Below are 23,084 nucleotides of genomic sequence, written 5' to 3'. Positions count from 1 at the left end.
CGTCTGGTTGATCCGCCTTGTCGGTCTTCCGTCCCCGGAAATCAAGCGCATTGCCCTAGCGCCGGATCGCCCCCGCCGCGCGCAGCGCCTGGGCCTTGGTCTCGTCGAACCACCAGAAATCCATCTCGCCAAGCGCATAGGGCGGCAATTCGGCGGGCCTGCCATACAGATCGTAATAGGCGACCAGATGGTTCGGGTTGAACCATTGCGGCACCCAGAAATGCAGGCTGCGCAGCGCGCGGTCCAGCGCATGGACAGCGGGAACAAGCTCCTCGCGGGTCGAAGCGGCCTCGACATGGGCGATCAGGCGGTCGATGGCGGGATTGGCCACGCCCGCCACGTTGAAGGCGTCGCCCACTGCGGCCGAGCCGAAATATTGCTGCAACCCCGAGCCGGGAATTTCCGACTGGCCCAGATGCCCGCCGATCATGTCGAAATCGAAACTGCGCTTGCGGTTCTCGTATTCGGCATTGTCCACACGGCTGTTGCGGGCGTCGATGCCCAGGGCACGCAGGTTCTCGACGAAGGGGTTGATCACGCGGTCGAAGGTCTGGCTGTCGTTCAGGATCTCGAGCCGCAGGACCTGCCCGGCCTCGTTGCGGCGCATCCCGTCGGCGCCGGTCGTCCAGCCCGCCTCGTCCAGCAGGGCTGCCGCGCGGCGCAGATTGCCGCGGTCAAGCTGGCGTTCGCCGCTGACGGGGGCGGTCACGGCATCCTCGGTCAGGATCCCCTCGGGCAGATCGCCCGCCAGAGGCTCCAAGAGGGCCAGTTCAGCCTGCGAGGGGGCGCCCATCGCCTTGAGATCGCTGTTGTCCCAGAAGCTCTCGACCCGCTCGTAAAGGCCGAAGAACAGCGCCTGGTTCGACCATTCGAAGTTGAACATCAGCCCGATCGCCTGCCGAACGCGCGGGTCCTGCCAGTTCGGGCGGCGCAGGTTCAGCACCCAGGCCTGACCCGAGGCGACCGTTCCGTCGGGCAGCGTCTCCTGCAGGACCCAGCCATTGTTGATCGCGGGGAAATCGTAGCCCGTTGCCCAGCTGCGGCTGCTGACCTCGCGCCGGAAATGGTAGACGCCGGCCTTGAACGCCTCGAAAGCGGCGTCGTAATCCGAGAAATACTCATAGCGGATCACGTCGAAATTGTGCCTTCCGCGATTGATCGGCAGATCGGCGCCCCAGTAATCGGGATCGCGGCGATAGGCGACGAAGCGGTTCGTGTCGGCGCGGTCGAACCGGTACGGCCCGGATCCGACGAAGGGCACCTGCGAGGGCTGTTCCAGATTGCGGTCATTGGCCTCGAAATCGGCGCGGCTGAAGACCGGCAGGCCGCCGACCGACTGGATCAGGTCGCGGCGCGGAAAGTCGGGGGTGAAGTCGAAGCGGATGCGGTGATCGTCCAGCACCTCGGCGCCGGCGACCTGCTGGGCCAGCACCATGCGAAAGCTGGACAGGCCCTGGTCGCGCAGCGTCTCGTAGCTGAACAGCACGTCATGGGCTGTCAGGGGCGTGCCGTCGCTGAAACGCGCCTCGGGGCGCAGGTTGAAGATCACCCAGTCGCGGCTTTCGGGATATTCGAGGCTTTCGCACAGCAGGCAATAGGCGGCGCCGATCTCGTCGGCGGTGCCGGTGAGGATGGATTCCAGCATGATCGAGGACAGGGCCGCCGCCCGCCCGCGAAAGGTGAAGGGATTGTAATTGTCGAAGCCCGTCGCGTTCGGGATCGCCTGCGACATCTCGCCGCCCTTGGGCGCATCCGGGTTCACATAAGACAGATGCGTGAAATCGGGCGGCAGGCGCAATTCGTCGAAGATGGCGATTCCATGCGCGCGCGTCACCTCGTCGTCCTGCTGCGCAAGGCCGGGGCCGGTGACGGCAAGGCCAAGCATCACGGACAGAAGGGCGGCGGTCGGGGATTTCTGGCGCATGGAACTCTCCTGAGGGCAGGGTGAGGCTAGGGCAGCAGACCCCCGCCGATCAAGCCGCGTTTTCGTGAGCACTGTCCCCCGTGCCTGCGCGCAACCCCTTTGCACAAAATGAAAAACGCGCGCCCCGAAGGACGCGCGCATCACGTGCAGCCGAAAGGCCGCGATCAGGGATTGCTTGCCAGGAAGGCAATCAGGCTGGCGCGGGCCTGGTCGTCGCGGATCCCCGCGAAGCTCATCGTGGTGCCGGGCATGTAGCCGCGCGGGTTCGCGAGGAAGTCGAACAGGTTCTCGGGCTCCCACACGCCGGGCATGCCTTGCGCGGCCGAGGAATAGTTGAAGCCCGCGACCGAGGCCTTGTCGCGACCCACGACGCCGTTCAGGTGCGGGCCGACGCCATCGCTGCCGTTCAGCTGATGGCAGGACCGGCACTTGGCCCATTCACGCTCGCCCTGGGCCAGATCGGCCGAAGCCATCAGCGCCTCGAAATCGACCTCGACCACTTCGGCCTCGGCGGCGCCGTCGCTTTCGGGCACGGGGATCGTCCAGGCCTGCGCGACTTCCTCGTCGCCGTGGTGGTCGTGACCCACGCGATACAGCTCGCTGGCGCCCCAAAGCGCCAGCATCAGGAAAAGCAGGGCGCCGATAAAGCCGCCGGCTGCCTTGGTCAGGGTCATGGTGTCAAACATCGCGTGCGGTCCCCGCCTTGGTAAGCTCGTCAAGTCGTGGCGTATCTATCCGCTTTCGCTTTCGGGGATCAAGGTATAGTTACCGCCGGACAGTCAAATTTCGACCATTCGGGGCCGCGTCATGTTGACCAACCGCATCGCCTTCCAGGGGGAACCGGGCGCCTACAGCCATCAGGCGTGCAAGGCCGCACGGCCCGGAATGGAGGTCCTGCCCTGCCGCACCTTCGAGGACGTGATCGAGGCCGTGCGCGGCGGCGAGGCCGATCTGGCGATGCTGCCGGTCGAGAACTCGACCTATGGCCGGGTGGCCGATATCCACCACCTGCTGCCGGAATCCGGGCTGCACATCATCGACGAGGCCTTCGTGCGCGTCCACATCAGCCTGCTGGCCCTGCCCGGCACGGCGCTGGACCAGGTGCGCGAGGCGATGAGCCATCCGGTCCTGCTGGGCCAGTGCCGGGGCTTCCTGCGCCAGCACGGCATCCGCACGATCACCGGCGCCGACACGGCCGGATCGGCCGCCGAGGTCGCCCGGCGCGGCGATCCGTCGCTGGCCGCGCTGGCGGCACCGCTGGCCGCCGAGATCTACGGGCTGGAACGGCTGGCCGACCAGATCGAGGACCGCCAGAACAACACGACGCGCTTCCTGATCATGGCCCCCGCCCCTGACCACAGCCGCCGGGCCGAGCAGATGCTGACCAGCTTCGTCTTCCGCGTGCGCAACATCCCCGCCGCGCTCTACAAGGCGATGGGCGGCTTCGCCACGAACGGCGTGAACATGACCAAGCTGGAAAGCTACATGGTGGACGGGGTCTTCACCGCCACCCAGTTCTATGCCGATATCGAGGGGCATCCTGACGACGCCCATGTCCGCCGCGCGCTGGAGGAGCTTGGCTACTTCACCTCGATGCTGACGCTGCTGGGGACCTATCCGGCCGATCCGCTGCGCGAAAGCCAGCGGATGCCCGCGGAATAGGCGTGGGTCGCGGGCGGGGTCAGGCGGCCCCGCCGGTCGCGCTGCGGACATATTCCTCGATCCGGCGGGCATAGCGGCGGTCCAGCTGCGCCTTGCCCAGCTTTGCGGTCTGCATCATCAGCCGCGCCCGCATGTTGCGGGGCTTCAGCTCGGTCTCAAAGATCAGGCGCGACTTGGTGCGGCTTAGCGCCACGAAGGTTGCCTTGACCGTGATGTCCAGCGCATCCGAGTTTCCGGCCATCGCGATCTGTTCCGGACGGTCGAAGCGGTTGACCACCAGAAGCAGCTTGCGGGCCTTGCCGCGCCAGTCGAAACCGATCTTCCAGCCCATGGTGATGCCCGGATCCTGCGCCGGGTCGATGCGCTTGACGCTTGCGCCGCGTCCGATCAGCGTCCGCTCGAGCGCGTCGAAATCGCCCACCATGTCGAAAAGCTGCTCGGCAGCCAGATCGGTATCGATTCGCGTCGAGAACTTCATAAACAGCCTGCTTATCGTGACGGCGACGCCAGAGACGTTCCGGCCTCCTGTCGTGGATAGTCCATTTCACGACAGAGGTTCAACAGGCTCGGCAGGATTTGAGCCGCTTTGCCTCATGGCGGGCAGTTCGGGTGCGTTGCAGCGAAGACACTCGGATGGCGCCCAACCCTTTGGTCATGCTCAATCTCCGGTTGTTTTCTTCCAGACCCTCGCCTTAATGAGGGCATGGATCGATGCAGCGACAGCGCAGGCCCCCAGGGGGGCGCCCTTCCCGCCGGGCCGGGCTCGGCCGCGACGTCGCCCGGACCGAACCACTCCGACGAGACGCCGCGCCTGTCGCTGCGGGTGCTTGCGACCTCTGACGTGCATATGCACCTGCTGCCCCATGATTACCTGACCGGCACGCCCAGCCGGCGGCTGGGGCTGGCCCGGACGGCAAGCCTGATCGCCCGGCGCCGCGCCGAGGCGTCCGCCTGCCTGCTGCTGGACAATGGCGATTTCCTGCAGGGCTCGCCCATGGGCGACGTGGCGGCGCGCGCCCCGCGCGCCGAGATTCATCCCGCCATCGCCGCCATGAACGTGCTTGGCTATGACGCCGCAGCGCTTGGCAACCACGATTTCAACTATGGTCTGGCGGGCCTGCGCAATGCCCTGTCGCGGGCCCGGTTTCCGGTTCTGGCGGCCAATCTTCGGATGCGCAACGGTCCTGCGCGCTGGACGATGCTGCGGCGCGCCATCGCGGACCAGCACGGCGCCCTGCATCAGGTGACGATCGGCGTAATCGGCTTCCTGCCGCCCCAGACGGTGGATTGGGACCAGGACCTGACCGGCGCCATCGCCTGCGACGACATCATCGAGACCGCGCGCGCGGCCCTGCCCGCCATGCGCGCCGAGGGCGCCCAAATCGTGATCGCGCTGGCCCATAGCGGCATCGGCCCGCTGGAGCCCTCGCCCCGGATGGAACATGCCGCCACCGCTCTGGCGGCTTTGCCCGGCATCGACGTCGTGATCGCGGGCCACACGCACGAGGTCTTTCCCGGCCCGCATGTCAGGCCCGGCCCCGGCATCGATCCGCAGCGCGGGACGCTGGCGGGCAAGCCGGCGGTCATGCCGGGCTTCGGCGGCTCGCATCTGGGACTGATCGACCTTGAACTGACGCCGTTCGGCCAAGGCCCGGATCGGGGCCTGTGCGTGACAGGCTTCAGGGTCCGGTGCGAGTCGGTCGACCCTGCGCTGCCCTCGCTGCCAGAGATGCAGCAGCCGCTTCTGCGTGCCCATCGCGCGACGCGCCGTCATCTGGGCGGCCGGATCGGGCGCTCGGCCGTGACGCTGAGCAGCCAGTTCACGCTGCTGGGACAGGATGCTGGCCTGCGCCTGATCTGTCAGGCGCAGCGCTGGCATGTCCGCAAGGCGCTGGACGGCACGCCCTGGCAGTCGCTGCCGATTCTTTCCGCCGCCGCCCCCTTTCGCGCCGGAGGCCGCGCGGGGCCGGATCACTTCACCCACATCCCCCCCGGCGCGCTGAGCCTGCGCCATGTCTCGGCGCTCTACGCCTTTCCCAACCGGATTGCGGCGATCCTGCTGACCGGCGCGGATGTCGCCGAATGGCTGGAACGCTCGGCCAGCCTGTTCGCACGCGTGCCGGCGGGTGCCCGGGACATCGCGCTGCTGGACCCGGACTTCCCGGCCTATCAGTTCGACATGATCGACGGGCTCCGCTGGCAGATCGACCTGTCGCGCCCGGCGCGCTATCGTGTCGATGGCAGCCTCGCCGATCCGCAATCGCGTCGCATCACGGCACTGACGTTCCGCGGGCGCCCGATCCGCCCCGAGGCGCCCTTCGTTCTGGCGACCAACACCTATCGCCTGGCCAGTTGCGGCCTGTTCAGCCCGCTGGTCCATGACCGACCCGTCCTGATGAAGAGCGGGCTGCTGACGCGGGACGTGCTGCGCGCCTATATCCGCAGACGGCGCCATGTCTCCCCGTCCGAGACGCCCGCCTGGCACTTTGTCGCGCAGCCGGGCAGCAGCGCCCTGCTGCCGACCTCGCCCCTGGCCGAACCCGAGGCGGTCCTGTCCCACCCGGCCCAGTGCGCCGGCCTGACGCCCGACGGCTTCCGCCTGATCCGCATCCTGCTGTGATCCGCCCGCGAAACGCGCGGTGACGGGTTGCAACCCGCCCGGTTTCGTCCTATCTCTCCCCCCGAGAGGTTGGCGCGGGCAGGCGCCTCGCCAACCCGGTCAGGTCCGGAAGGAAGCAGCCGTAACGAGCCCCGCTTGGGTCGTTGTCCAGCCTCTCACCTTTGCCCTCGAACGCTCAACCAAGCGTCAGCAGCGCGACCAGCGCCAGCACGAAGGCGAGAAACCCGATCACCACCAGATGCAGCTGACCGAGGATCGTGGCCTTGGCCAGCCCGCCCGCCTGATAGAACAGGTCGGGCCATGTGTAGCTGACGAAATCGCCCTGTGTCAGCAGCGCCTGCAGCCGCCCCTGCTCGTCCACGACCGGCAGGCGGCGGAACCGTTCGTTCGACATGATCCGCAGCCAGTCCAGTACGTTGTCGGTTTCCTTCGCCGTGCGGATCTCGCGGGTCATTATCTCGGACAGGCGCACCCTGTCCGGGTCAAGGTTATGCGCGACCAGCTTGAACATGATGTCGCGCTCGGTCACGATCCCCTCGACGCGGTCCTCGGCATCGGTGATCACGATGCAGCCGTAATTGCGCGCCTTCATCGCGGCGACCGCCTCGGACACGGTGCTGTCGGCGCGGCCGGTCAAGGGGCCGAACTTGCTGGCATATTCAGGGCGATCAACGATCCGGGCGCCCTTGCGCGCCTTGGCTGCGGCCATTCCAGCACCCTCCTGCAAACGCCGCGCAAGCCCGGCGGCACCTGGTGAAGCGTTGCGCCGGACGTCCCGCCGATCAAGCGCCAATCGCCGCCAGGGGGCGCGGCCGATTGACCCGGCCTCGGTTTTGGCCGCCCATGGGAATCCGCCGCATCCGCAGCGCCGCTTACCGGTTCTTTACCTCTGTGGGCTATGATCGCCCGGGAAAGAGGTGCATATGAACAGGCTGGTTGACCGCACGATCGAGGAATTCCTGCGCATGACCTATGGCGACGACCTCGTGCGGGTGCTCGCGGACGAGCTGGCCCTGCGGGAGGGGTTGCCGCGGGACGATCTGCAGGGATGCGGCAGGCAGGCTCTGGCGCTGGTCGCGGCGCAGATGGCCAAGTCGCAGGCCGAGATGTTCGAGGATATAGGCGCGTGGCTGACGCGCCTCGAGCCGATCCGCAGGCTCTTGCGCTTTTCGGGCCGCGATTTCCGCGACTTTCTTCTGGGGCTCGAGGAATTGCCGGGCCGGGCGCATCTGGTCCTGCCCCATCTCGCCGTGCCGGATCTGGTCATCACGCGCAGGCACGGCGCCATCGTCATCACGGTCCGGGCCGAGGATCGCGACTGGCAGCCGGTGCTGATCGGCCTGCTGCGCGGCATGGCCGACGATTACGGGGCGCTGTGCCTGATCGATGCCGAGGGTCCAGACATCCGGGTCGAGATCTGGGAAGAGCGCTTTGCCGAAGGGCGCAATTTCCGCCTCAGTTCCGAAGTGGCGGCCCAAGGGGAACGGGCATGATCGGCACCCCCTCCGCTGTCGCCGCGCCTGCGGGCGGTCTGACCCTGTCGCCTGCGGCGCTGTCGCGCATCCTGCCGATGCATCTGCGTCTCGACCATGCGGGGCAGGTGCTATCGGCGGGGCAGACGCTGCTCAAGATCGTTCCCGGACTTGCTGACGGGATCAGGGGCAGGCTCGCGCCGCTGCGCGCCCATGACGGCCGGGACGTGGTCGAGGCCGCGCATATGGCCGCCTCCGAGGGGCGGCGGCTGTTTCTGGGCCTCGTCCACGATCCCGGCATCGTGTTGCGCGGCCATGCGGTGGGAGCGCTGGACGGGACGATCCTGCTCAATCTGGGCTTCGGCCTGTCGCTGCGCCGCGCGATCGCGGCCTGCGATCTGACGGATGCCGACTTTCCGCCGACGGATCTTGTGATGGAGTTCCTGTTCCTGCACGAGGCCAATCGCGGCGTGCTGTCGGAATTGTCGCGCTTCAGCGCCCATCTGGAAACCGCCCGCCGGATGGCCCTGTCCGAGGCGCATAGCGACCCGCTGACGGGGCTTCTGAACCGGCGGGGGCTGACGCTGGCACTGGCCGCGCTGCTGCGGCCCGGCCCGTCGGAGGCGCCGCGCCCCTTCGCGCTGGTGCAGCTGGACCTTGACCATTTCAAACCGGTGAACGACCGGCTGGGCCATCAGGCGGGCGACGAATTGCTGGCCGAGATCGCGTCGGCGCTGCGCCAGACCATCCGACAGGCCGACACGGCGGCGCGGCTGGGCGGTGACGAATTCGTCGTGATCCTGCGCGACATGACCTGCCGCGACCAGCTTGAGCGCATGGCCTCTCGCATCATCGAGGCCATCCGCGCCCGCAGCCCAGCCGGAATCGCGCCCCTGACGGTCGGCGCAAGCCTCGGCATCGTGATCTGCGACGGAAGCTGGGGCCATGATGCAGAGACGATCCTGGCGGCGGCGGACCGGGCGCTTTACCGCGCTAAAGACGCCGGGCGCGGCTGCGCAACGATCGACGACATGCCTCCCGCGGCGGCAGCGCCTGGAGACGCGCCGCTCTGAGAAACGCCGGAACCCGGGCGCGCGGCGCGTCCGGACAGGATTGGGCGGTCGAGACTGACGACAAGTCTGGCTGATAGAGTCCTGCGGCGATGAGATGACAGGCGAACCAGCCGCTCGATCTGCGGCCCTGCTGCCGGACTTGCGACTACATGCTCGTCACTGCCTAAAGTGGGTCGGGCGCAGCCTAGTCCGCCCCGGGCCGGGCAGCTTCTCCGACTGCGAGGCGCGATGATCGACGTGATCGGGGCAGTCCATCCGTCTGGTCGTCACGGAAGCACATCGCGCCTTCCTCGCCCTTAGCAAGAGCCGTTCGACACCGGGATCGTGGCAAGCATGTCGTCGAACAGCTTGCGCCACTGATCCTCGTCCAGATCGACCAGCCCGAAGGCCTTGAGCAGGAACGCCCCCTCGCCCGCCAGAAAGGCCAGGGCGAAGCGGCGGTTCTGCGGATCGTCCAGATCCAGCGCGGCCAGGCGGGCATTGTACCAGTCGCGCGTCTGCGACAACTGGCCGGGATGCTGGACCAGCGCCGTCATCATCACCGCCGAGCGCGAATGCTCGGCCTCGTCGGCGTCGCGGGTGGCGGCCAGATGCGCGCGGATCGTGTCGCGCGGCGTCGGCGCATCGCCGCTGCGCGCGGCGACATCGGCATCGAAGGCCTCGCCCCACCGGGCGATCATCGCGCGGATCAGGTTGTCGCGCGTGCCAAAGGCGTATTGCACGCCGCCCTTGGTCACGCCCGCCTCGCGCGCGACCGCGTCGAAGCTGAGCCCCGCCGCACCCGAGGCCAGCACGATCCGCTCAGCGGCGTCCAGAACAAGATCACGGTCGATGCTGCGGGGGCGTCCTGCCATTCTGCCTATTCCATTACGATACGACTGTATTTAAATATCCGGGATCACCTTTCTCATCCAGACCGAATCGACCAAGGATTTTCCCGATGTCTTCTCCGAACCGGTGGCTGGTCCTGGCCATCCTGTCCAGCGCCCTGTTCCTAATCGTGATCGACATGACGGTGCTCTACACCGCCTTGCCGCGCCTGACGCTGGACCTGCAGGCGACGGCCAAGCAGAAATTGTGGATCGTCAACGCCTATCCGCTTGTCGTCGCGGGGCTTCTGCCGGGGCTGGGCGGTCTGGGCGACCGCTTCGGGCACAAGCGGATGTTCATGGGCGGGCTGGCGGTGTTCGGCCTGGCCTCGCTGGCGGCGGCTTTTTCGCCCGATCCGCAATCGCTGATCGCGGCGCGGGTCGTGCTGGCCGTGGGCGCGGCGATGATGATGCCCGCCACGCTGTCGCTGATCCGGCTGACCTTCACCGACGAATCGGAACGCGCGCTGGCCATCGGCATCTGGGCTGCGGTCGCCTCGGGCGGGGCCGCAATGGGGCCGGTCGTGGGTGGCCTGCTGCTGGAATGGTTCTGGTGGGGTTCGGTCTTCCTGATCAACGTGCCGGTCGTGCTGGTTGCGCTGGCGGCCGCGGCCGTGCTGCTGGTCAACAGGCCCGCCGCGCGGGCCCATCCCTTCGACCTGATCGGCTCGGCCCAAGCGATGGCGGGGCTGGTCGGGCTGGTCTATGCGATCAAGGAGGCAGGCCAGCGCACGCCATCCTGGCCGGTCGCCGCGCTGGCGCTGGCGGTGGGCGTGGTGGCGATCACCGCGTTCATCCGGCGCCAGAGGACCTGCGCGGACCCGCTGATCGACCTGACCCTGTTCGCCCATCCGCGCTTTGCCAGCGGTGTCGTGGCCGCGCTGGTCGCCTCGGCCGCGCTGATCGGGGTAGAGCTGGTCTTCAGCCAGCGCCTGCAGCTGGTCATGGGCCTGACGCCCCTTGAGGCGGGTCTGATGATCCTGCCGATTCCGCTGGCCTCGTTCGTGGCGGGGCCGCTGGCCGGTCTGGCCCTGCCGCGCATCGGTGCGGGGCGGCTGCTGCCGGGGGCGCTGGCGCTGACCGCGGTGGCGCTGCTGGCCTGCCTCGCGCTGCTGGGGCAATCGATCTGGCTGTGGCTGGGCGCGCTGGCGGTGATGGGCTTCGGCGTCGGCGCGACCATGGCGGCGGCCTCGACCGTGATCATGATGTCCGCCCCCGAGGACCGCGCGGGCATGGCGGCTTCGGTCGAGGAGGTCTCGTTCGAGCTGGGCGGCGCCCTTGGCATCGCGGCCCTGGGCAGCGCAATGACCGCGATCTATGCGCGCGCGATGTTCGTGCCCCAAGGCCTTCCGCCGCGCGTGGGCGACAGCCTGGACGAGGCGCTGATGGTCGCATCCGACCTTGCCTCGCCGCAGGCCGAAGCCCTGGTCGTGCAGGCGCGCGGCGCCTTCGATCAGGCCTTTGCGGGGGTTCTTGCGCTGGCGGCAGTGATGGTGGCAGCGGCCGCTCTGGTCGTCTGGCGGCGCATGGCGTCACCGCAAGCACGGGAACTGCGCCCTGCAAGGCATTGATAATGCTGGATCAGGAAGATTTGGCTGGGGCGGTAGGATTCGAACCTACGGTACACGGTACCAAAAACCGATGCCTTACCACTTGGCCACGCCCCAACTGTGGGAGGGTGATTACCCAAGCCCGCAGGCGGGTGCAAGACCGAAAATGCAGAAATCTTGCCCTGTCCCGTCTGGCGGGTTAACCGGCCGTCATGGAGCATTTCGACCTTGTCATTCTTGGCGCCGGGGCGGCCGGTCTTTTCTGCGCGGGCTCGGCCCTGGCGCAGGGTCGGCGCGTCGCGGTGCTGGATCACGCGCGCAGCCCGGGCGAGAAGATTCGCATCTCGGGCGGGGGGCGCTGCAACTTCACGAATCTGGCTACCGCGCCCGACCGGTTCCTGTCGGCCAATCCGCGTTTTGCCGCCAGCGCGCTGGTCCGCTATCCGGCCGGCGCATTCGTGTCGCTGGTCGATCGCGCGGGCATCGCCTGGCACGAGAAGACGCAGGGCCAGCTTTTCTGCGACGGCAAGGCCACGCAGATCACCGACATGCTGCTGGCGCGGATGCGCGGTGCCGATCTGCGGATGGAGACCGCGATCGAGACCCTCACCCGTCAGGCGGACCGCTTCCAGATCACCGGACCATGGGGGGCGCTGACGGCGGCGCGGGTGGTGGTGGCGACGGGCGGCAAGTCGATTCCCAAGATCGGCGCGACGGGCTTTGCCTATGATCTGGCGCGCCAGTTCGGGCTGCGCCTGATCGAAACGCGCCCCGCCCTGGTGCCGCTGACCTTCGCCGAGCAGGATCTGGCGCTCTGCCGCCCGCTGGCGGGCGTCGCGGTCGAGGCGCGCATCGCCCATGGCGGCGGCGTGTTCCGCGATGCGCTTCTCTTCACGCATCGGGGCCTGTCGGGGCCGGTGATCCTGCAGATCAGCAGCTTCTGGAAACCCGGCGACGTGCTTCAGATCGACCTCTGCCCCGATCACGACATTGCCGCGCGCCTGAAAGAGGCCCGGGGCCGCAATGGCCGCCAGCAGGTGGCGACGGCGCTTGGCGCGATGCTGCCCGAACGTCTGGCGCAGGCCGTCGCGGCCGAGACGGGGCTGGCGCAGGCGCGGCTGGCCGACCAGAACAATGCCCGCCTTGACGCGCTTGGCGCGCGGGTCAATCGCTGGCGCATCACCCCCGTCGGGACCGAGGGCTACCGCACCGCCGAGGTCACGCTTGGCGGGGTGGACACGCGCGATCTGGATGCGCGCACGCTGGCGGCGCGCGCATTGCCGGGGCTGCATTTCATCGGGGAATGCGTGGATGTGACCGGCTGGCTGGGCGGCTACAACTTCCAGTGGGCCTGGGCCTCGGCCGATGCGGCCGGGCGCGCCTGAACGCGCCCGGCGCGCGGGTCAGTAGCGCGCGGCCATCGCGGACAGCGGCAGCGGCTTGATGCGGCTGGCATGGCCCGCCGTGCCGAAGGCCTCGAACCGGGCGCGGCAGATATCCGACATGGCGGCCATGGCGGGTTTCAGATAGGCGCGCGGATCGAATTCCTCGGGACGTTCGGCAAAGACCTTGCGGATCGCAGCCGTCATCGCCAGCCGGTTGTCCGTGTCAATATTCACCTTGCGCACGCCGTGGCGGATGCCGCGCTGAATCTCCTCGACCGGGACGCCCCAGGTGGGGCGGATGTCGCCACCATGATCGTTGATGATCTGTTGCAGGTCCTCGGGGACCGAGGATGACCCGTGCATGACCAGATGCGTGTTCGGCAGCCGGCGGTGGATTTCCTCGATCACATGCATGGCCAGAATGTCGCCATCGGGCTTGCGCGTGAACTTGTAGGCGCCGTGGCTGGTCCCCATCGCGATGGCCAGCGCATCGACTCCGGTCTCCTCGACGAAGCGCACGGCCTCGTCCGGGTCGGTCAGCAGCTGATCCTCGGACAGTTTTTCGGTCGCGCCGTGGCCGTCCTCCTGATCGCCCATGCCGGTTTCCAGGCTGCCCAGCACGCCCAGCTCGCCCTCGACCGAGACGCCGCAGGCATGGGCCATCTGGGTCACGCGGCGGGTGATGTCGGCGTTGTAGGCGTAATCGGCGGGTGTCTTGCCGTCTGCTTTCAGCGACCCATCCATCATCACCGATGTGAACCCGTTCTGGATCGCAGTGGCGCAGGTCGCCAGACCGTTGCCGTGGTCCAGATGCATGCAGAGCGGAATGTCGGGAAAGGCGCGGGCGAGCCCCGTGATCAGCCCCGCCAGAACCGCGTCATTGGCATAGGCGCGCGCGCCCCGGCTGGCCTGCAGGATCACCGGGCTGTCGGTGGCGGCGGCGGCCTGCATGACCGACAGGCCCTGTTCCATGTTGTTGATGTTGAAGGCCGGCACGGCATAGCCATGCTCGGCGGCATGGTCCAGAAGCTGGCGGAGGGTGATCATGGCCATCAGGCGTCATCCTTTGCGGGCAAGATAGGTGTGGATCGTCGCCACCTCGTCGGCGGCGCCAAAGATCAGGGGCGTCATCTGGTGCAGGCTGTCGGCTGCCAGATCCAAGATCGGTCGGCGCCCGTCGGTCGCCTGCCCGCCCGCCTGTTCGATCAGAAAGGCGATGGGTGCGGCCTCGTAGATCAGGCGCAGTCGTCCCCGGCCATAGCCGGGCCGCGCATCGTCAGGGTAAAGGAACACGCCCCCCTTCAGCAGGATGCGGTGCAATTCGCCAACGGCTGCGGCCAGCCAGCGCATGTTGAAGTCCCGCCCGCGCGGCCCGTCGGCGCCTGCGCGCAGATCGGCCGCCCAGTCGCGCAAGCCGGGCGCCCAGTGCCGCTCGTTCGAGGCATTGTAGGCGATGGTCGAGGCCTGTGACTTCAGGCGCAGCCCCTCATGCGCGATGCGGAAATCACCGCCCGGCTCCAGCGTTGCGACATGCACGCCCTGCCCGGTCGAAAAGCCGAAATCGACCGAATGGCCAAAGGAGGCATAGCCTGCCGCCACCGCCGTCCGGCCCGGCCGCAGGAAGCTGTCCGGCGCCGATGGCAGGACGCTGAACAGCAGGCCCAAGGGTGCGCCGATCCCGATGCTGCCCGAGCCGTCGATCGGGTCGATCGCCACATCGAATTCGCCGCCCTCGTTCAGGGGGATGACGGCCTCGGCCTCTTCGGACAGGACGCGGCGCACGCCCGCCTTGCGCAGGGCCGCAAGCATGTGGTGATGGGCGGCCAGATCCAGCGCCTTTTGCCGGTCGCCGCTGTCATTCGTGCCGACCACGGTTTCGGGGTCTCCATGCAGGCGCCCCGCCGCCAGCCGCGCGGCAAGGGGCGGCACCCCGCCGGCGATGGCCGCGATGACGGGGCCTGCAGGGGCGCCCTCCAGCGCCTCGGACAGGCGGGGGCCGGTCGCGGCCCCGTCGATGGGAAGTCGCAGCATCAGGCCTTGTTGTATCTAGCATCGACCGCGTCGATGGCGGCGACATTGCCTGCGGATTTGCCCGAAGCGTCGAAATTCAGCGTCTCGGCCAGCCAGGCATCGGCGATGGCCTTGGCCAGTTCCGGCCCGATCACCCGGGCTCCCATCGTGATGATCTGCGCGTTGTTGGACAGCGCCGCGCGGGTCGCGGAATAGGTGTCGTGGGTCAGCGCCGCGCGGATGCCCGGCACCTTGTTCGCCGCGATGCAGACCCCGATCCCGGTGCCGCAGACCAGGATAGCGCGGTCAAAGGTGCCGTTCATCACGCCCGAGGCGACGCGGTCCGACAGATCGGCATAGAATGCGTCCGGCCCCTCATCCGTGCGGCTGATCTCGGACACGTCGAAGCGGTCCTTCAGATGATCGGCCAGCACCTTTGCCAGCCCCTCGCCCGCGCTGTCCCCTGCAATGGCCAGTTTCATGCCGTCTCTCCCATGGTTGCGGCGCAGCGCGCCAGAATGTCCAGATAGCCCGCCACGTCCCAGGCAGAGCGTCCGATGAACAGCCCGTCCACATGCGGGCAGGCGATGAGTTCCGCGCAATTGCCCGGATTGACCGACCCGCCATAGAGGCACGGGATGTGCCGCCCCATGACCTCGCGCGCGACGGCAGCGATCTCGGCCTGCCTTGCATCGGCGTAATCGGCCGTGGCGGGGATGCCCCCCGCGCCGATGGCCCAGACGGGTTCATAGGCCAGAAGGATCGTCGCCTCGGCCCCCGCCACGGGGTCCAGCGCGGCGCGGACCTGCGCCGCGAGAACCTCGGCCGCGCGGCCCGCCTCGCGTTCGGCCAGGGTCTCGCCAATGCAGATCAGCGGGATCAGCCCATGCCGCACGGCGGCTGCCGTCTTGAGGCCGACCGTCTCGTCGGTCTCGCCGAAATGGGCGCGGCGCTCGCTATGGCCCAGCTCGACCAGGTCGAGGCCGCAATCGACCAGCATCGGCGCGCTGATCTCGCCCGTCCAGGCGCCCTCGTCCTGCCAGTGCATGTTCTGCGCGCCGACCTTTACGTCGGTGCCTGCCAGCGCCGCCTTGACCTGGCGGCAGGCGGTGAAGGGCGGCACGACGAAGCGCTGGATGCCGGGCAAGGGCGCCGCCGCGCGCAGCCCCTCTGCAAAGGCCAGCGCCTCGGGCAAGCTCTTGTTCATCTTCCAGCTGGTGCCGATCCAGAATGTGGTCATCGCTTTCCTCCCCTGTTCTGTGAACTCGTGGCGTCCTCGGCGACAATCAGCGCGATTCCACCGCGTTCCAGCGCCGCCAGATGGTCGGGCACGGGCGCCGCATCCGTGATGATCGCGTCGAAATCCGCCAGGTCGGCCAGCAGATGCAGCGCGCTCCGCCCGAAGCGGCGATGGTTCACCAGCAGCACGCTGGTCCCTGCCGCCCGCATCATGGCGCGCTTGGTGCGCACCGCGTCCCCGTCCATATGAAAGGCCTGAAGCCCCGCCACGGCCGGGGTCGAAACAAAGGCCAGATCGGCGCGCAGGCCCGCCAGCGCGTTTTCCGTGACCATCCCGAAGAAGCCGTTGAACTTGGCGCTGTAGGTGCCGCCAAGCGCGATCAGCGTGACGCCGGGCGCGTCCTTCAGCCGTTCGATCACGGCGGCGTTGTTGGTGATGACGGTCAGCGGCGCAAGCCCGCCCAGGCGCGCCCCAAGCAGCGCCGCCATCGAGCCGTCATTGACCATCACCGTCATGCCCGGCTCGACCAGCGCCATGGCGGCCTCGGCCATCCGGCCCTTGGCCTCGCCATCCTGCAATTCGCGGATGCGGAAATCGCTTTCGAACTGGGTGCCCGCCTCGATCGTGGCGCCGCCGCGCACCTTGCGCAGCAGCCCCGCCTGCGCCAGGTCGTCCAGATCACGGTGGATGGTCATGCGGCTGACGTCGAACCGCGTCGCCAGCGCGTCCAGATCGACGGCGCGGTCGGCCACCAGCAGATCCATGATCGCCTGTCGTCTCTCGTCCCGCTTCATCGCCGGCGCCCCCTTTGCCGCCGCTCATAACACAATGATCGCCGCTTGAAACATGAATCATGTGATTCTGTGACGATTTCGTGTTACAACAGCCGCGCGCAGCGCGGCGCGAGGCCAAGCGGCAGCGTCCGGGCCGGGCTTTGCCCGGCCCGTCCCCCGATGCGGGCAGCCGGGAGATGGTCAGGACAGCAGGCTGCGGGCCGTCGTCTCGTCGGTGATCAGGCCCGACAGATGGCCGCTGTTCAGCACGGCTCGGATCGCGGCGATCTTCTGCGCGCCGCCCGCGATCACGACGATCCGGTGGCCCTGCGGGCGGTCCAGATCGACCGACAGCGTCCGCATGCTCAGCGTCGTGGTCAGGACCCGGCCCTCGGCATCGAAGAAATGCCCCATCATCTCGCCCACCGCGCCGGCGGCGTTGATCTCGTCGATCTCATGGCGCTCGATCATCCCCGAGGCGACAAGCTGCGCGCCCGCATCCGCCGATCCCATTCCCACCAGCTTCAGCGTGGCGCTGTTGGACAGATCGAAGATCTCGCGCACGCCGGGCTGGGCCAGCAGGATCGCCCGGTCGCTTTCGCTGTTGGCGAAGAACGGCACCGGCAGGACATACGCCTGCGCGCCGGTCTTTTCCGCAAGGCTGTGCATCACGTCATGCGGGTTGGCCGCGTAATTCCGCGTGAGCCCGCCCAGGACCGAGACGAACCGCACCCGCCCCGCATCGAAGCGCGGCAGGTTCTGGACCGCCGCCGCCATCGTGCGGCCATGGCCCAGCCCGATCACCTGATGCTCGCCCCGTTCGATCTCGCGGCGCAGAAAGCCCGCGCCGGCCAGCCCGAGGGCGCGCAGCGGAATGTCCTCCTCGCCCAGATCGGGGGCGACCTCGCAATGATCCAGCCCGAAACGCGCGCAAAGCCGGTCTTCAAGAATGGCGCATTCGACGATCTCGCCATCGATCGAGACCTTGACCACGCCCTCGGCCACCGCCCGGGCGATCAGGCGATGCGCCTTGACGCCCGGCAGGCCCAGCCGCTTGGCCACCGCCGCTTGGGTCAGGCCGCCCGCATAATGCAGCCAGGCCGCGCGGATCGCCAAGCTCTGCTCGGGGTCCACCGGACCGCGCCGCGCCATCAGCCCGCAGCCTCCATCAGGGTGCGCAAGGCCTCGGGATCCAGCACCGCCGGATTGGCCTTCATCGAGGACGAGGCCGCCGCCGCCTCGGCCGCCTGCGCCCGCGACTGCGCATCGATGCCAAGCGCGGAAAGGCCGAGCAGGCCGCAGGACCGCGACCAGCCCGCCAGCAGGCCCGCAGCCCGGTCCATATCCGCGCCGGGTTCGCCGAAGGCCGCGCCGATCCAGCCCGCCACCTCGTCCATTCGCGCGGCCAAGGCCGGGTTGTTCACAGCCGCCCGGTTCGCGACCAGCCCATGGGGCAGAAGCGCGCCGCAGATCGCGCCATGCGCCGCCCCGGTCAGCCCACCCAGGGGGCCCGCCAGCCCATGCACGACCCCCAGCCCCGAATTGGCCAGCGCCAGCCCGCCGCACAGGCTGACCCAGGCCATGCGGTCGCGGGCCGCCATGTCCTCGGCCTTCATCAGCCGCATCAGCGCCGCCAGCCCCTGCGGGATCGCATCGCGGCACAAGGCATCGGTCATCGCATTGGCCCGCGTGCTGAGATAGGGCTCGATCACCTGCGTGATCGCATCCAGACCCGAAGCCAGCGTCACGCCGCGCGGGCAGCCATCCGTCAGGGCCGGATCCACGATGGCCAGACGGGGCAGCATCCGCGCGTCGCGCAGGCTGACCTTGCGCCGCGCCTCGGGCACGCCGATCACAGCATTGCGCGTCACCTCGGCGCCGGTCCCCGCGGTGGTCGGGATCGCGACAAAGGGCAAGGGCGCGTGATCCAGCGGCAGCCCTTGGCCGACGACTTCCAGATGATCCATCAGCGGCCGCGTCATGGTCAGGCAGGCCGCCAGAGCCTTGCCCGCATCGATGACCGCGCCGCCGCCCATGGCCACGACAACCTCGGCCCCCCGCCCAAGCCGCAGCGCGTCCTCGATCATCGGCAGATCGGGCTCACGCCCCACGGACAGCCGGATCAGCGAACAGCCCTGTTCCTCAAGCGCCCGGGCCAGCCCGTCGGCGCGCGCGCCCGTCGATCCCTGCACCAGCAGCACCACCCGTCCCATCGGGGCCACACGGGCGGCGGCACCCGCCACCTGGCCGCGGCCGAACAGGATCTCCGTGGCTGTGGCAAAGGCGAACGGGCTGGGCATGATCGAATTCCTGCTGTGACAATCCGCTAGATATTCAGCTTATCGGCGCCGGTGTCGATATGGGGCGCCCAGAAGGCCACGCTTTCGGCGATCTGCGCGATGACCTGCCGATCGTTGGGCTCGCGCTCCTTGAAGCTGAGCTCCAGGCAGATCTCGTTGTCGGCGGCGCCGCCCGCGGCCAGGGCGGCCAGCAGCGGCTCGGGGTGAATGCGGCCCAAGGCGTTGAATTCGGAAGTAAAGGGCCGGTGCCCGCCCTTGTCCATCAGCGATTGCTTGATATGGATGATCGGACTGACGCGCGGCACGGCGCGCGCCCAGGCATAGGGGTCGTAATCGGCCGGGTCAGCGCTGGTCACGTCGCCATGATCGATATCGGCCATCATCCACATCGGGATGGCCATGCCCGCCGCCGCAATCCGGTCCTGCAATGCCATCGCGGCGGGAATCGTCTCGCCGAATTCGCGCCCGATGCTCATCGGCTCCCAGAAGAGGTAATCCAGCCCGGCGGCGCGGGCATGGTCCGCGACCTCGGCCCAGCACTCCAGCGCGACATCGATCAACGCCTCGCGGCGGGCCGGATCATCGTAATCGCGCCAGGTGAAGATCGCGAATTGCGTGCCCACCGACCGCCCGCCCAGTTCGGCGGTGATGTCGGCGAAGGTCTTGAACCAGTCGATATAGTAGCGCCGCACCTCGGCATCGGGATGGCCGAAATGATTGAGCCGCCCGTAAGGCCCGGTCATCCCGCTGGTCACGCGCACCCCCGTCCGGTCCAGCGCGGCGCGCATCTGCCGGGTCAGGCGGCGGATCAGAGGCGCGGGCCAAGAGGGATTGATGAATTCATGCGTCAGTTGCAGGTCGCGGATGCGGATGTCGCGCGCGACCGTGTCGATCAGATCATCGGGATCAGCGATGCGGTTGACCAGAGGGTTGGTGTTCAGCGAAAGCGTCAGCATCGTCGTTCCTTCAGGCCGCGCGAGCCAGATCAGAGGCGTTGAACCATTCCGCGAAGGCGGCCTGCTCGGCGGCGCTCAGATGCAGGTAATGCTTGGTGCGGCGGGTCAGGATATCCTCGGGTGTGCGCGCCCATTCGCGGGCGACAAGATAGCGCGCCTCGACCTCGTAAAGCTGGCCGCCGAAATGCCGCCCCAGATCCGCAAGCCCCATCGCCCCCGCCAGCACGTCGCGCGTCCGCGCCCCGTAGAGCCGCCCGTAATGGCGCAGCAGCCCGCGCGGCATCCACGGATGCAGCTCGCGCAGCAGCGCGGCGAAGCTTTCGTAATCGGCATTGGCGATCTCGCCGCCCGGCAGGGGCGCGGTCTCGGTCCAGTCCGGGCCCATCTGCGGAAAGATCTCGGCCAGCCGGTGCATCCCGCGTTCAGCCAGTTCGCGAAAGGTGGTGATCTTGCCGCCGAAGATGTTCAACATCGGCGCGCCGCCATTGCGGTCCAGGTCGAACACATAGTCCCGCGTCACGGCCGAGGGGTTCCCCTGCCCGTCATCGAACAGCGGACGCACGCCCGAAAAGGCGTGGATCACATCCTCGCGCCGCAGCTTCTCCTTGAAATAGCGGTTCACGGCGGCCAGCAGATACTCGATCTCGGCTTCGTCGGCGGTCACGTCCTCGGCCCTGCCCTCATAGGCGATGTCGGTCGTGCCGATCAGCGCCATGTCGCCCTCGTAGGGATTGATGAAGATCACCCGCTTGTCGTGGTTCTGGACGAGATAAGCGTTCTGCCCCTCCCACCATTTCGGGACGATGATGTGGCTGCCCTTCACCAGCCGCACATTGCGGGCCGAGTTCGAGCCCGCGACCCGCGTGATCACGTCGCTGACCCAGGGCCCGGCGCAATTGACCAGGCAGCGGGCGCGGAAATGGCGCGTCTCGCCGGTCAGGCTGTCGCGGGTGGCGACGGACCAGGCCCCGTCCTCGCGCCGGGCCGAGATGCAGGGGCTGCGGGTCAGCACCGTCGCGCCGCGTTCGGCCGCGTCCAGCGCGTTCAGCACCACGAGCCGCGCATCGTCGACCCAGCAATCGCTGTATTCGAACCCCTTGTTATACTTGTCCAGAAGGGGCGCGCCCTCGGGGTCGCGGCGCAGGTCCAGCACCCGCGTGCCGGGCAGCTTTCGCCGGCCCCCGAGATTGTCGTATAGAAACAGCCCCAGCCGGACCAGCCAGGCGGGCCGGTCATCGGGGCTGTGGGGCAGAACGAAGCGCATCGGCCAGATGATGTGCGGGGCGGCGCGCAGCAGCACCTCGCGTTCGATCAGCGCCTCGCGGACCAAGCGGAATTCGTAATATTCCAGATAACGCAGCCCGCCATGAACCAGCTTGCCCGACCTCGACGAGGTGCCCTGCGCCAGATCGTCCTTTTCGCACAGCACGACCGACAGGCCGCGCCCGGCCGCGTCGCGGGCGACGCCCGCGCCGTTGATGCCGCCGCCGATCACGAACAGGTCGATCATCTCGGGGTCATGGGTCATCGTGCTTCTCCTGTCGTCGGGCGCGACCGTGCCAAGGCGGCCCAGACGGGCGGCATCGCGGCGCGGGTCGCGGCAAAGGCGGGGTAAAGCCGCGCATAGGTCGCGGCCAGATCGGGGTCGGGCCTCTCGGGGGCACCCAGAAGCGGCGTCACCCAACGGTCGATGCAGGTCCGCATGTCGGGCATGGCGCCGACGGCGACGGCGGCCATCATCGCGGCACCCGCCGCCCCGGCCTCGTCGCGGGCCGAGACGCGCAGCGGCGCGTTCAGGCAGGCCGAGAGGATCGCACGCAGACCCGGCGAGCGCGCAGCACCCCCGGTCAGGCGCAGCTCCGACGGCAGCGGCCCCATCGCGGCGTAGCAATCGCGCATGGCCATGCCCAGCCCCTCGGCCACGGCGCGGACCAGATCGGGATAGCGATGCGCTGCCGACAGGCCCGTGAAACCCGCCCGCGCATCGGCATCGACGAAGGGGCCACGCTCGCCCGCCTCGGAGATGTAGGGATGATAAAGCACCCGCCCCGGCGCGGCCTGCGCGAGCCAGCCGTCCAGCCGCGCGACCAGATCACGCTGGCCGACCGGATGGCTCATCTCGGACAGCAGGCCCGCGGCCAACCCCAGAACCCAGTCGAGGTTCAGCGTCGCCGCCATGTTCGTCTGGACCTGCGTGACCATGCCCGGCACAGGCAGGCAGATCACATAGCCCGTGCCCTGATCGTTCAGATGCACCCGCTCCGCCGGAACAGCGCGCAGGTGCACCCCGGTCGAGCCGATGGTCGAACAGGCGACATCGCCCGGCCCGCTTTCATCATGGCCGCCCAGCACGCCCGCGCCGAGCGCCGTCATCACCATGTCCACATAGCCCAGACAGACAGGCGTGCCCGCCAGAAGGCCGGTGGCGCGGGCGGCCTCGGCTGTCAGCGGATGGGTGGTCTCGGTGCCCTCGACGATCGGCGGCAGCAAGGCGCGGCGATGCGTCAGGCCAAGGGCCGCGATCACCGCGTCGTCATAGGTGCGGCTGCGGAAATTGCCGAAGGTGAAGCTGGCCTCCGACGGATCGGTCGCGCGGACGCCGGTCAGGTTCAGGTAAAGCCAGTCCTTGCAATGCAGCGCGATCTCGGCCCGGTCCAGCAGATCGGGGTGGTGGGCGTCCATATGCGCCATCTGCGCGCCCTGCTGGCAGGTGTTCAGGCCGGTCCCGGTCGCCTCGAACCGGGCGCGGTCCTGACCCAGTTGCGTCACGGTCGGCGCAGCGCGGGCGTCCAGCCACAGCCAGGCATCGCCGACAGGCCCGTCCCGGCCCACAAGCCACGTCCCGTCGCCCTGCCCCGTCACCGCCAAAGCCGCCGTGCGCGCAGCGAGGCCCGGCACATGATCGGCCAGACCGCGCAGAGCGGCCGCGCAATCGGCCCAGGTCCGTGCCATGTCCTGCACCGCCGATCCGTCGGCCCCGCTGCGGTAGCTGTTCGGAACTGCGGCCGCGCCAAGCTGATGCCCGGCCAGATCGAAGGCCACGGCCTTGATCACCGAGGTGCCTGCATCGACACCGATCAGGACATCGCGCCCGCCTGGCGCACCACCGCTGAAGGCGCCCGCTTCGACCATCTGCTTCCCCCTCGCTTGCGGCGCCGCAAGGCGGCCCGCCGCCTAGTTCGATATAGCACGCATCCGGGTTGATAAACGAATTTTTTTACGGACAGCGCAAAATATTTCATCTAAGCTG

Annotated in this window: 21 protein-coding genes, 1 tRNA gene and 1 other RNA gene; 7 read left to right on the top strand and 16 right to left on the bottom strand. The window is 68.4% G+C overall.

All coding sequences use genetic code 11. The features are described 5' to 3' along the window. Nucleotides 1-55: 55 nt before the first annotated feature. Together QAR72_RS05610 and QAR72_RS05605 are read right to left on the bottom strand one after the other, a co-directional pair. On the bottom strand, nt 56-1,924 hold the full coding sequence (locus tag QAR72_RS05610; RefSeq protein ID WP_442953555.1) for an extracellular solute-binding protein: 1,869 nt from the start codon (nt 1,922-1,924) through the stop codon (nt 56-58). A 164-nt stretch (nt 1,925-2,088) separates the two neighbouring features. Further along, nucleotides 2,089-2,610 (bottom strand): c-type cytochrome, encoded by a 522-nt coding sequence (locus QAR72_RS05605; RefSeq protein ID WP_304616384.1) that lies wholly within the window; start codon nt 2,608-2,610, stop codon nt 2,089-2,091. Between the two features lie 124 nt (nt 2,611-2,734). On the opposite strand from QAR72_RS05605, the gene QAR72_RS05600 reads away from it, so the two are divergent. Next, on the top strand, nt 2,735-3,586 hold the full coding sequence (locus tag QAR72_RS05600) for a prephenate dehydratase (RefSeq protein ID WP_304616409.1): 852 nt from the start codon (nt 2,735-2,737) through the stop codon (nt 3,584-3,586). Nucleotides 3,587-3,605: 19 nt separating this feature from the next. On the opposite strand, the gene QAR72_RS05595 is transcribed toward QAR72_RS05600, so the two are convergent. Beyond that, nucleotides 3,606-4,064, bottom strand: a complete 459-nt coding sequence (locus QAR72_RS05595; protein WP_304616383.1) for a hypothetical protein — start codon at nt 4,062-4,064, stop codon at nt 3,606-3,608. Between the two features lie 225 nt (nt 4,065-4,289). Here QAR72_RS05595 and QAR72_RS05590 point away from each other — a divergent pair, with 225 nt between their 5' ends. Both QAR72_RS05590 and ffs read left to right on the top strand, forming a co-directional pair. Beyond that, a complete protein-coding gene (locus QAR72_RS05590; protein ID WP_304616382.1) occupies nt 4,290-6,206 on the top strand; it encodes a bifunctional 2',3'-cyclic-nucleotide 2'-phosphodiesterase/3'-nucleotidase in 1,917 nt (638 codons plus the stop codon). Nucleotides 6,207-6,269: 63 nt separating this feature from the next. After that, an RNA gene (gene ffs / locus QAR72_RS05585) (signal recognition particle sRNA small type) lies at nt 6,270-6,366 on the top strand. Nucleotides 6,367-6,381: 15 nt separating this feature from the next. Here the strand turns inward: ffs and QAR72_RS05580 are convergent. Continuing rightward, the gene (locus QAR72_RS05580) at nt 6,382-6,915 is read right to left on the bottom strand and encodes a CBS domain-containing protein (RefSeq protein WP_304616381.1); all 534 of its coding nucleotides are present in this window, start codon (nt 6,913-6,915) and stop codon (nt 6,382-6,384) included. A 214-nt stretch (nt 6,916-7,129) separates the two neighbouring features. Here QAR72_RS05580 and QAR72_RS05575 point away from each other — a divergent pair, with 214 nt between their 5' ends. Continuing rightward, nucleotides 7,130-7,699 carry a heme NO-binding domain-containing protein gene (locus QAR72_RS05575; RefSeq protein WP_304616380.1) on the top strand — a complete coding sequence of 190 codons (570 nt, stop codon included), beginning with the start codon at nt 7,130-7,132 and terminating at the stop codon, nt 7,697-7,699. Beyond that, complete coding sequence (locus QAR72_RS05570) at nt 7,696-8,751, top strand: GGDEF domain-containing protein (protein ID WP_304616379.1); 1,056 nt, start codon at nt 7,696-7,698, stop codon at nt 8,749-8,751. Before QAR72_RS05575 ends, QAR72_RS05570 begins: the two co-directional genes overlap by 4 nt. A gap of 296 nt (nt 8,752-9,047) precedes the next feature. Here the strand turns inward: QAR72_RS05570 and QAR72_RS05565 are convergent, their stop codons facing one another. Continuing rightward, complete coding sequence (locus QAR72_RS05565) at nt 9,048-9,605, bottom strand: TetR/AcrR family transcriptional regulator (RefSeq protein WP_304616378.1); 558 nt, start codon at nt 9,603-9,605, stop codon at nt 9,048-9,050. An 86-nt stretch (nt 9,606-9,691) separates the two neighbouring features. Between QAR72_RS05565 and QAR72_RS05560 the strand changes: the two genes are divergently transcribed. Continuing rightward, complete coding sequence (locus tag QAR72_RS05560; protein ID WP_304616377.1) at nt 9,692-11,191, top strand: MFS transporter; 1,500 nt, start codon at nt 9,692-9,694, stop codon at nt 11,189-11,191. Nucleotides 11,192-11,212: 21 nt separating this feature from the next. On the opposite strand, the gene QAR72_RS05555 is transcribed toward QAR72_RS05560, so the two are convergent. Further along, nucleotides 11,213-11,287, bottom strand: a tRNA-Gln gene (locus QAR72_RS05555). Nucleotides 11,288-11,382: 95 nt separating this feature from the next. On the opposite strand from QAR72_RS05555, the gene QAR72_RS05550 reads away from it, so the two are divergent. Then, entirely contained in the window at nt 11,383-12,555 is a 1,173-nt protein-coding gene (locus tag QAR72_RS05550) for an NAD(P)/FAD-dependent oxidoreductase (RefSeq protein WP_304616376.1), read from the top strand. Between the two features lie 18 nt (nt 12,556-12,573). On the opposite strand, the gene fba is transcribed toward QAR72_RS05550, so the two are convergent. From fba to QAR72_RS05500, 10 genes are all read right to left on the bottom strand, one after another. Further along, entirely contained in the window at nt 12,574-13,608 is a 1,035-nt protein-coding gene (fba, locus tag QAR72_RS05545; RefSeq protein WP_304616375.1) for a class II fructose-bisphosphate aldolase, read from the bottom strand. A gap of 6 nt (nt 13,609-13,614) precedes the next feature. Continuing rightward, nucleotides 13,615-14,586, bottom strand: a complete 972-nt coding sequence (locus QAR72_RS05540) for a class 1 fructose-bisphosphatase (RefSeq protein ID WP_304616374.1) — start codon at nt 14,584-14,586, stop codon at nt 13,615-13,617. Continuing rightward, nucleotides 14,586-15,047, bottom strand: coding sequence for a D-erythrulose-4-phosphate isomerase (derI, locus tag QAR72_RS05535; protein WP_304616373.1), 462 nt, complete (start codon nt 15,045-15,047; stop codon nt 14,586-14,588). Before derI ends, QAR72_RS05540 begins: the two co-directional genes overlap by 1 nt. After that, on the bottom strand, nt 15,044-15,805 hold the full coding sequence (locus QAR72_RS05530) for a triose-phosphate isomerase (protein WP_304616372.1): 762 nt from the start codon (nt 15,803-15,805) through the stop codon (nt 15,044-15,046). The genes derI and QAR72_RS05530 overlap by 4 nt, the downstream gene beginning before the upstream one ends. Continuing rightward, nucleotides 15,802-16,599: a DeoR/GlpR family DNA-binding transcription regulator gene (locus QAR72_RS05525; RefSeq protein ID WP_304616371.1), complete on the bottom strand. Its 798-nt coding sequence runs from the start codon at nt 16,597-16,599 to the stop codon at nt 15,802-15,804. The genes QAR72_RS05530 and QAR72_RS05525 overlap by 4 nt, the downstream gene beginning before the upstream one ends. Nucleotides 16,600-16,779: 180 nt before the next feature. Beyond that, nucleotides 16,780-17,730 carry a sugar-binding transcriptional regulator gene (locus QAR72_RS05520; protein ID WP_304616370.1) on the bottom strand — a complete coding sequence of 317 codons (951 nt, stop codon included), beginning with the start codon at nt 17,728-17,730 and terminating at the stop codon, nt 16,780-16,782. Beyond that, a complete protein-coding gene (locus tag QAR72_RS05515; RefSeq protein WP_304616369.1) occupies nt 17,730-18,878 on the bottom strand; it encodes an iron-containing alcohol dehydrogenase in 1,149 nt (382 codons plus the stop codon). Before QAR72_RS05515 ends, QAR72_RS05520 begins: the two co-directional genes overlap by 1 nt. Before the next feature lie 26 nt (nt 18,879-18,904). Continuing rightward, on the bottom strand, nt 18,905-19,834 hold the full coding sequence (locus QAR72_RS05510) for a sugar phosphate isomerase/epimerase family protein (protein ID WP_304616368.1): 930 nt from the start codon (nt 19,832-19,834) through the stop codon (nt 18,905-18,907). A gap of 10 nt (nt 19,835-19,844) precedes the next feature. Beyond that, nucleotides 19,845-21,362: a glycerol-3-phosphate dehydrogenase gene (locus QAR72_RS05505; RefSeq protein WP_304616367.1), complete on the bottom strand. Its 1,518-nt coding sequence runs from the start codon at nt 21,360-21,362 to the stop codon at nt 19,845-19,847. Next, complete coding sequence (locus QAR72_RS05500; protein ID WP_304616366.1) at nt 21,359-22,966, bottom strand: FGGY-family carbohydrate kinase; 1,608 nt, start codon at nt 22,964-22,966, stop codon at nt 21,359-21,361. Before QAR72_RS05500 ends, QAR72_RS05505 begins: the two co-directional genes overlap by 4 nt. Nucleotides 22,967-23,084: the final 118 nt, after the last annotated feature.

It is taken from the genome of Paracoccus sp. (in: a-proteobacteria) (assembly GCF_030604785.1).
Lineage (GTDB): Bacteria > Pseudomonadota > Alphaproteobacteria > Rhodobacterales > Rhodobacteraceae > Paracoccus.
Note: the sequence above shows the minus strand (reverse complement) of the source record. Positions and strands in the feature narration are given on the sequence as shown.

Excerpts from the sequence above, each read along its gene's own strand:
- QAR72_RS05610 (WP_442953555.1), bottom strand. The coding sequence starts at position 1,924 with ATGCGCCAGAAATCCCCGACCGCCGCCCTTCTGTCCGTGATGCTTGGC.
- QAR72_RS05605 (WP_304616384.1), bottom strand. The coding sequence starts at position 2,610 with ATGTTTGACACCATGACCCTGACCAAGGCAGCCGGCGGCTTTATCGGC.
- QAR72_RS05595 (WP_304616383.1), bottom strand. The coding sequence starts at position 4,064 with ATGAAGTTCTCGACGCGAATCGATACCGATCTGGCTGCCGAGCAGCTT.
- QAR72_RS05590 (WP_304616382.1), top strand. The coding sequence starts at position 4,290 with ATGGATCGATGCAGCGACAGCGCAGGCCCCCAGGGGGGCGCCCTTCCC.
- QAR72_RS05580 (WP_304616381.1), bottom strand. The coding sequence starts at position 6,915 with ATGGCCGCAGCCAAGGCGCGCAAGGGCGCCCGGATCGTTGATCGCCCT.
- QAR72_RS05575 (WP_304616380.1), top strand. The coding sequence starts at position 7,130 with ATGAACAGGCTGGTTGACCGCACGATCGAGGAATTCCTGCGCATGACC.
- QAR72_RS05570 (WP_304616379.1), top strand. The coding sequence starts at position 7,696 with ATGATCGGCACCCCCTCCGCTGTCGCCGCGCCTGCGGGCGGTCTGACC.
- QAR72_RS05565 (WP_304616378.1), bottom strand. The coding sequence starts at position 9,605 with ATGGCAGGACGCCCCCGCAGCATCGACCGTGATCTTGTTCTGGACGCC.
- QAR72_RS05560 (WP_304616377.1), top strand. The coding sequence starts at position 9,692 with ATGTCTTCTCCGAACCGGTGGCTGGTCCTGGCCATCCTGTCCAGCGCC.
- QAR72_RS05550 (WP_304616376.1), top strand. The coding sequence starts at position 11,383 with ATGGAGCATTTCGACCTTGTCATTCTTGGCGCCGGGGCGGCCGGTCTT.
- fba (WP_304616375.1), bottom strand. The coding sequence starts at position 13,608 with ATGGCCATGATCACCCTCCGCCAGCTTCTGGACCATGCCGCCGAGCAT.
- QAR72_RS05540 (WP_304616374.1), bottom strand. The coding sequence starts at position 14,586 with ATGCTGCGACTTCCCATCGACGGGGCCGCGACCGGCCCCCGCCTGTCC.
- derI (WP_304616373.1), bottom strand. The coding sequence starts at position 15,047 with ATGAAACTGGCCATTGCAGGGGACAGCGCGGGCGAGGGGCTGGCAAAG.
- QAR72_RS05530 (WP_304616372.1), bottom strand. The coding sequence starts at position 15,805 with ATGACCACATTCTGGATCGGCACCAGCTGGAAGATGAACAAGAGCTTG.
- QAR72_RS05525 (WP_304616371.1), bottom strand. The coding sequence starts at position 16,599 with ATGAAGCGGGACGAGAGACGACAGGCGATCATGGATCTGCTGGTGGCC.
- QAR72_RS05520 (WP_304616370.1), bottom strand. The coding sequence starts at position 17,730 with ATGGCGCGGCGCGGTCCGGTGGACCCCGAGCAGAGCTTGGCGATCCGC.
- QAR72_RS05515 (WP_304616369.1), bottom strand. The coding sequence starts at position 18,878 with ATGCCCAGCCCGTTCGCCTTTGCCACAGCCACGGAGATCCTGTTCGGC.
- QAR72_RS05510 (WP_304616368.1), bottom strand. The coding sequence starts at position 19,834 with ATGCTGACGCTTTCGCTGAACACCAACCCTCTGGTCAACCGCATCGCT.
- QAR72_RS05505 (WP_304616367.1), bottom strand. The coding sequence starts at position 21,362 with ATGACCCATGACCCCGAGATGATCGACCTGTTCGTGATCGGCGGCGGC.
- QAR72_RS05500 (WP_304616366.1), bottom strand. The coding sequence starts at position 22,966 with ATGGTCGAAGCGGGCGCCTTCAGCGGTGGTGCGCCAGGCGGGCGCGAT.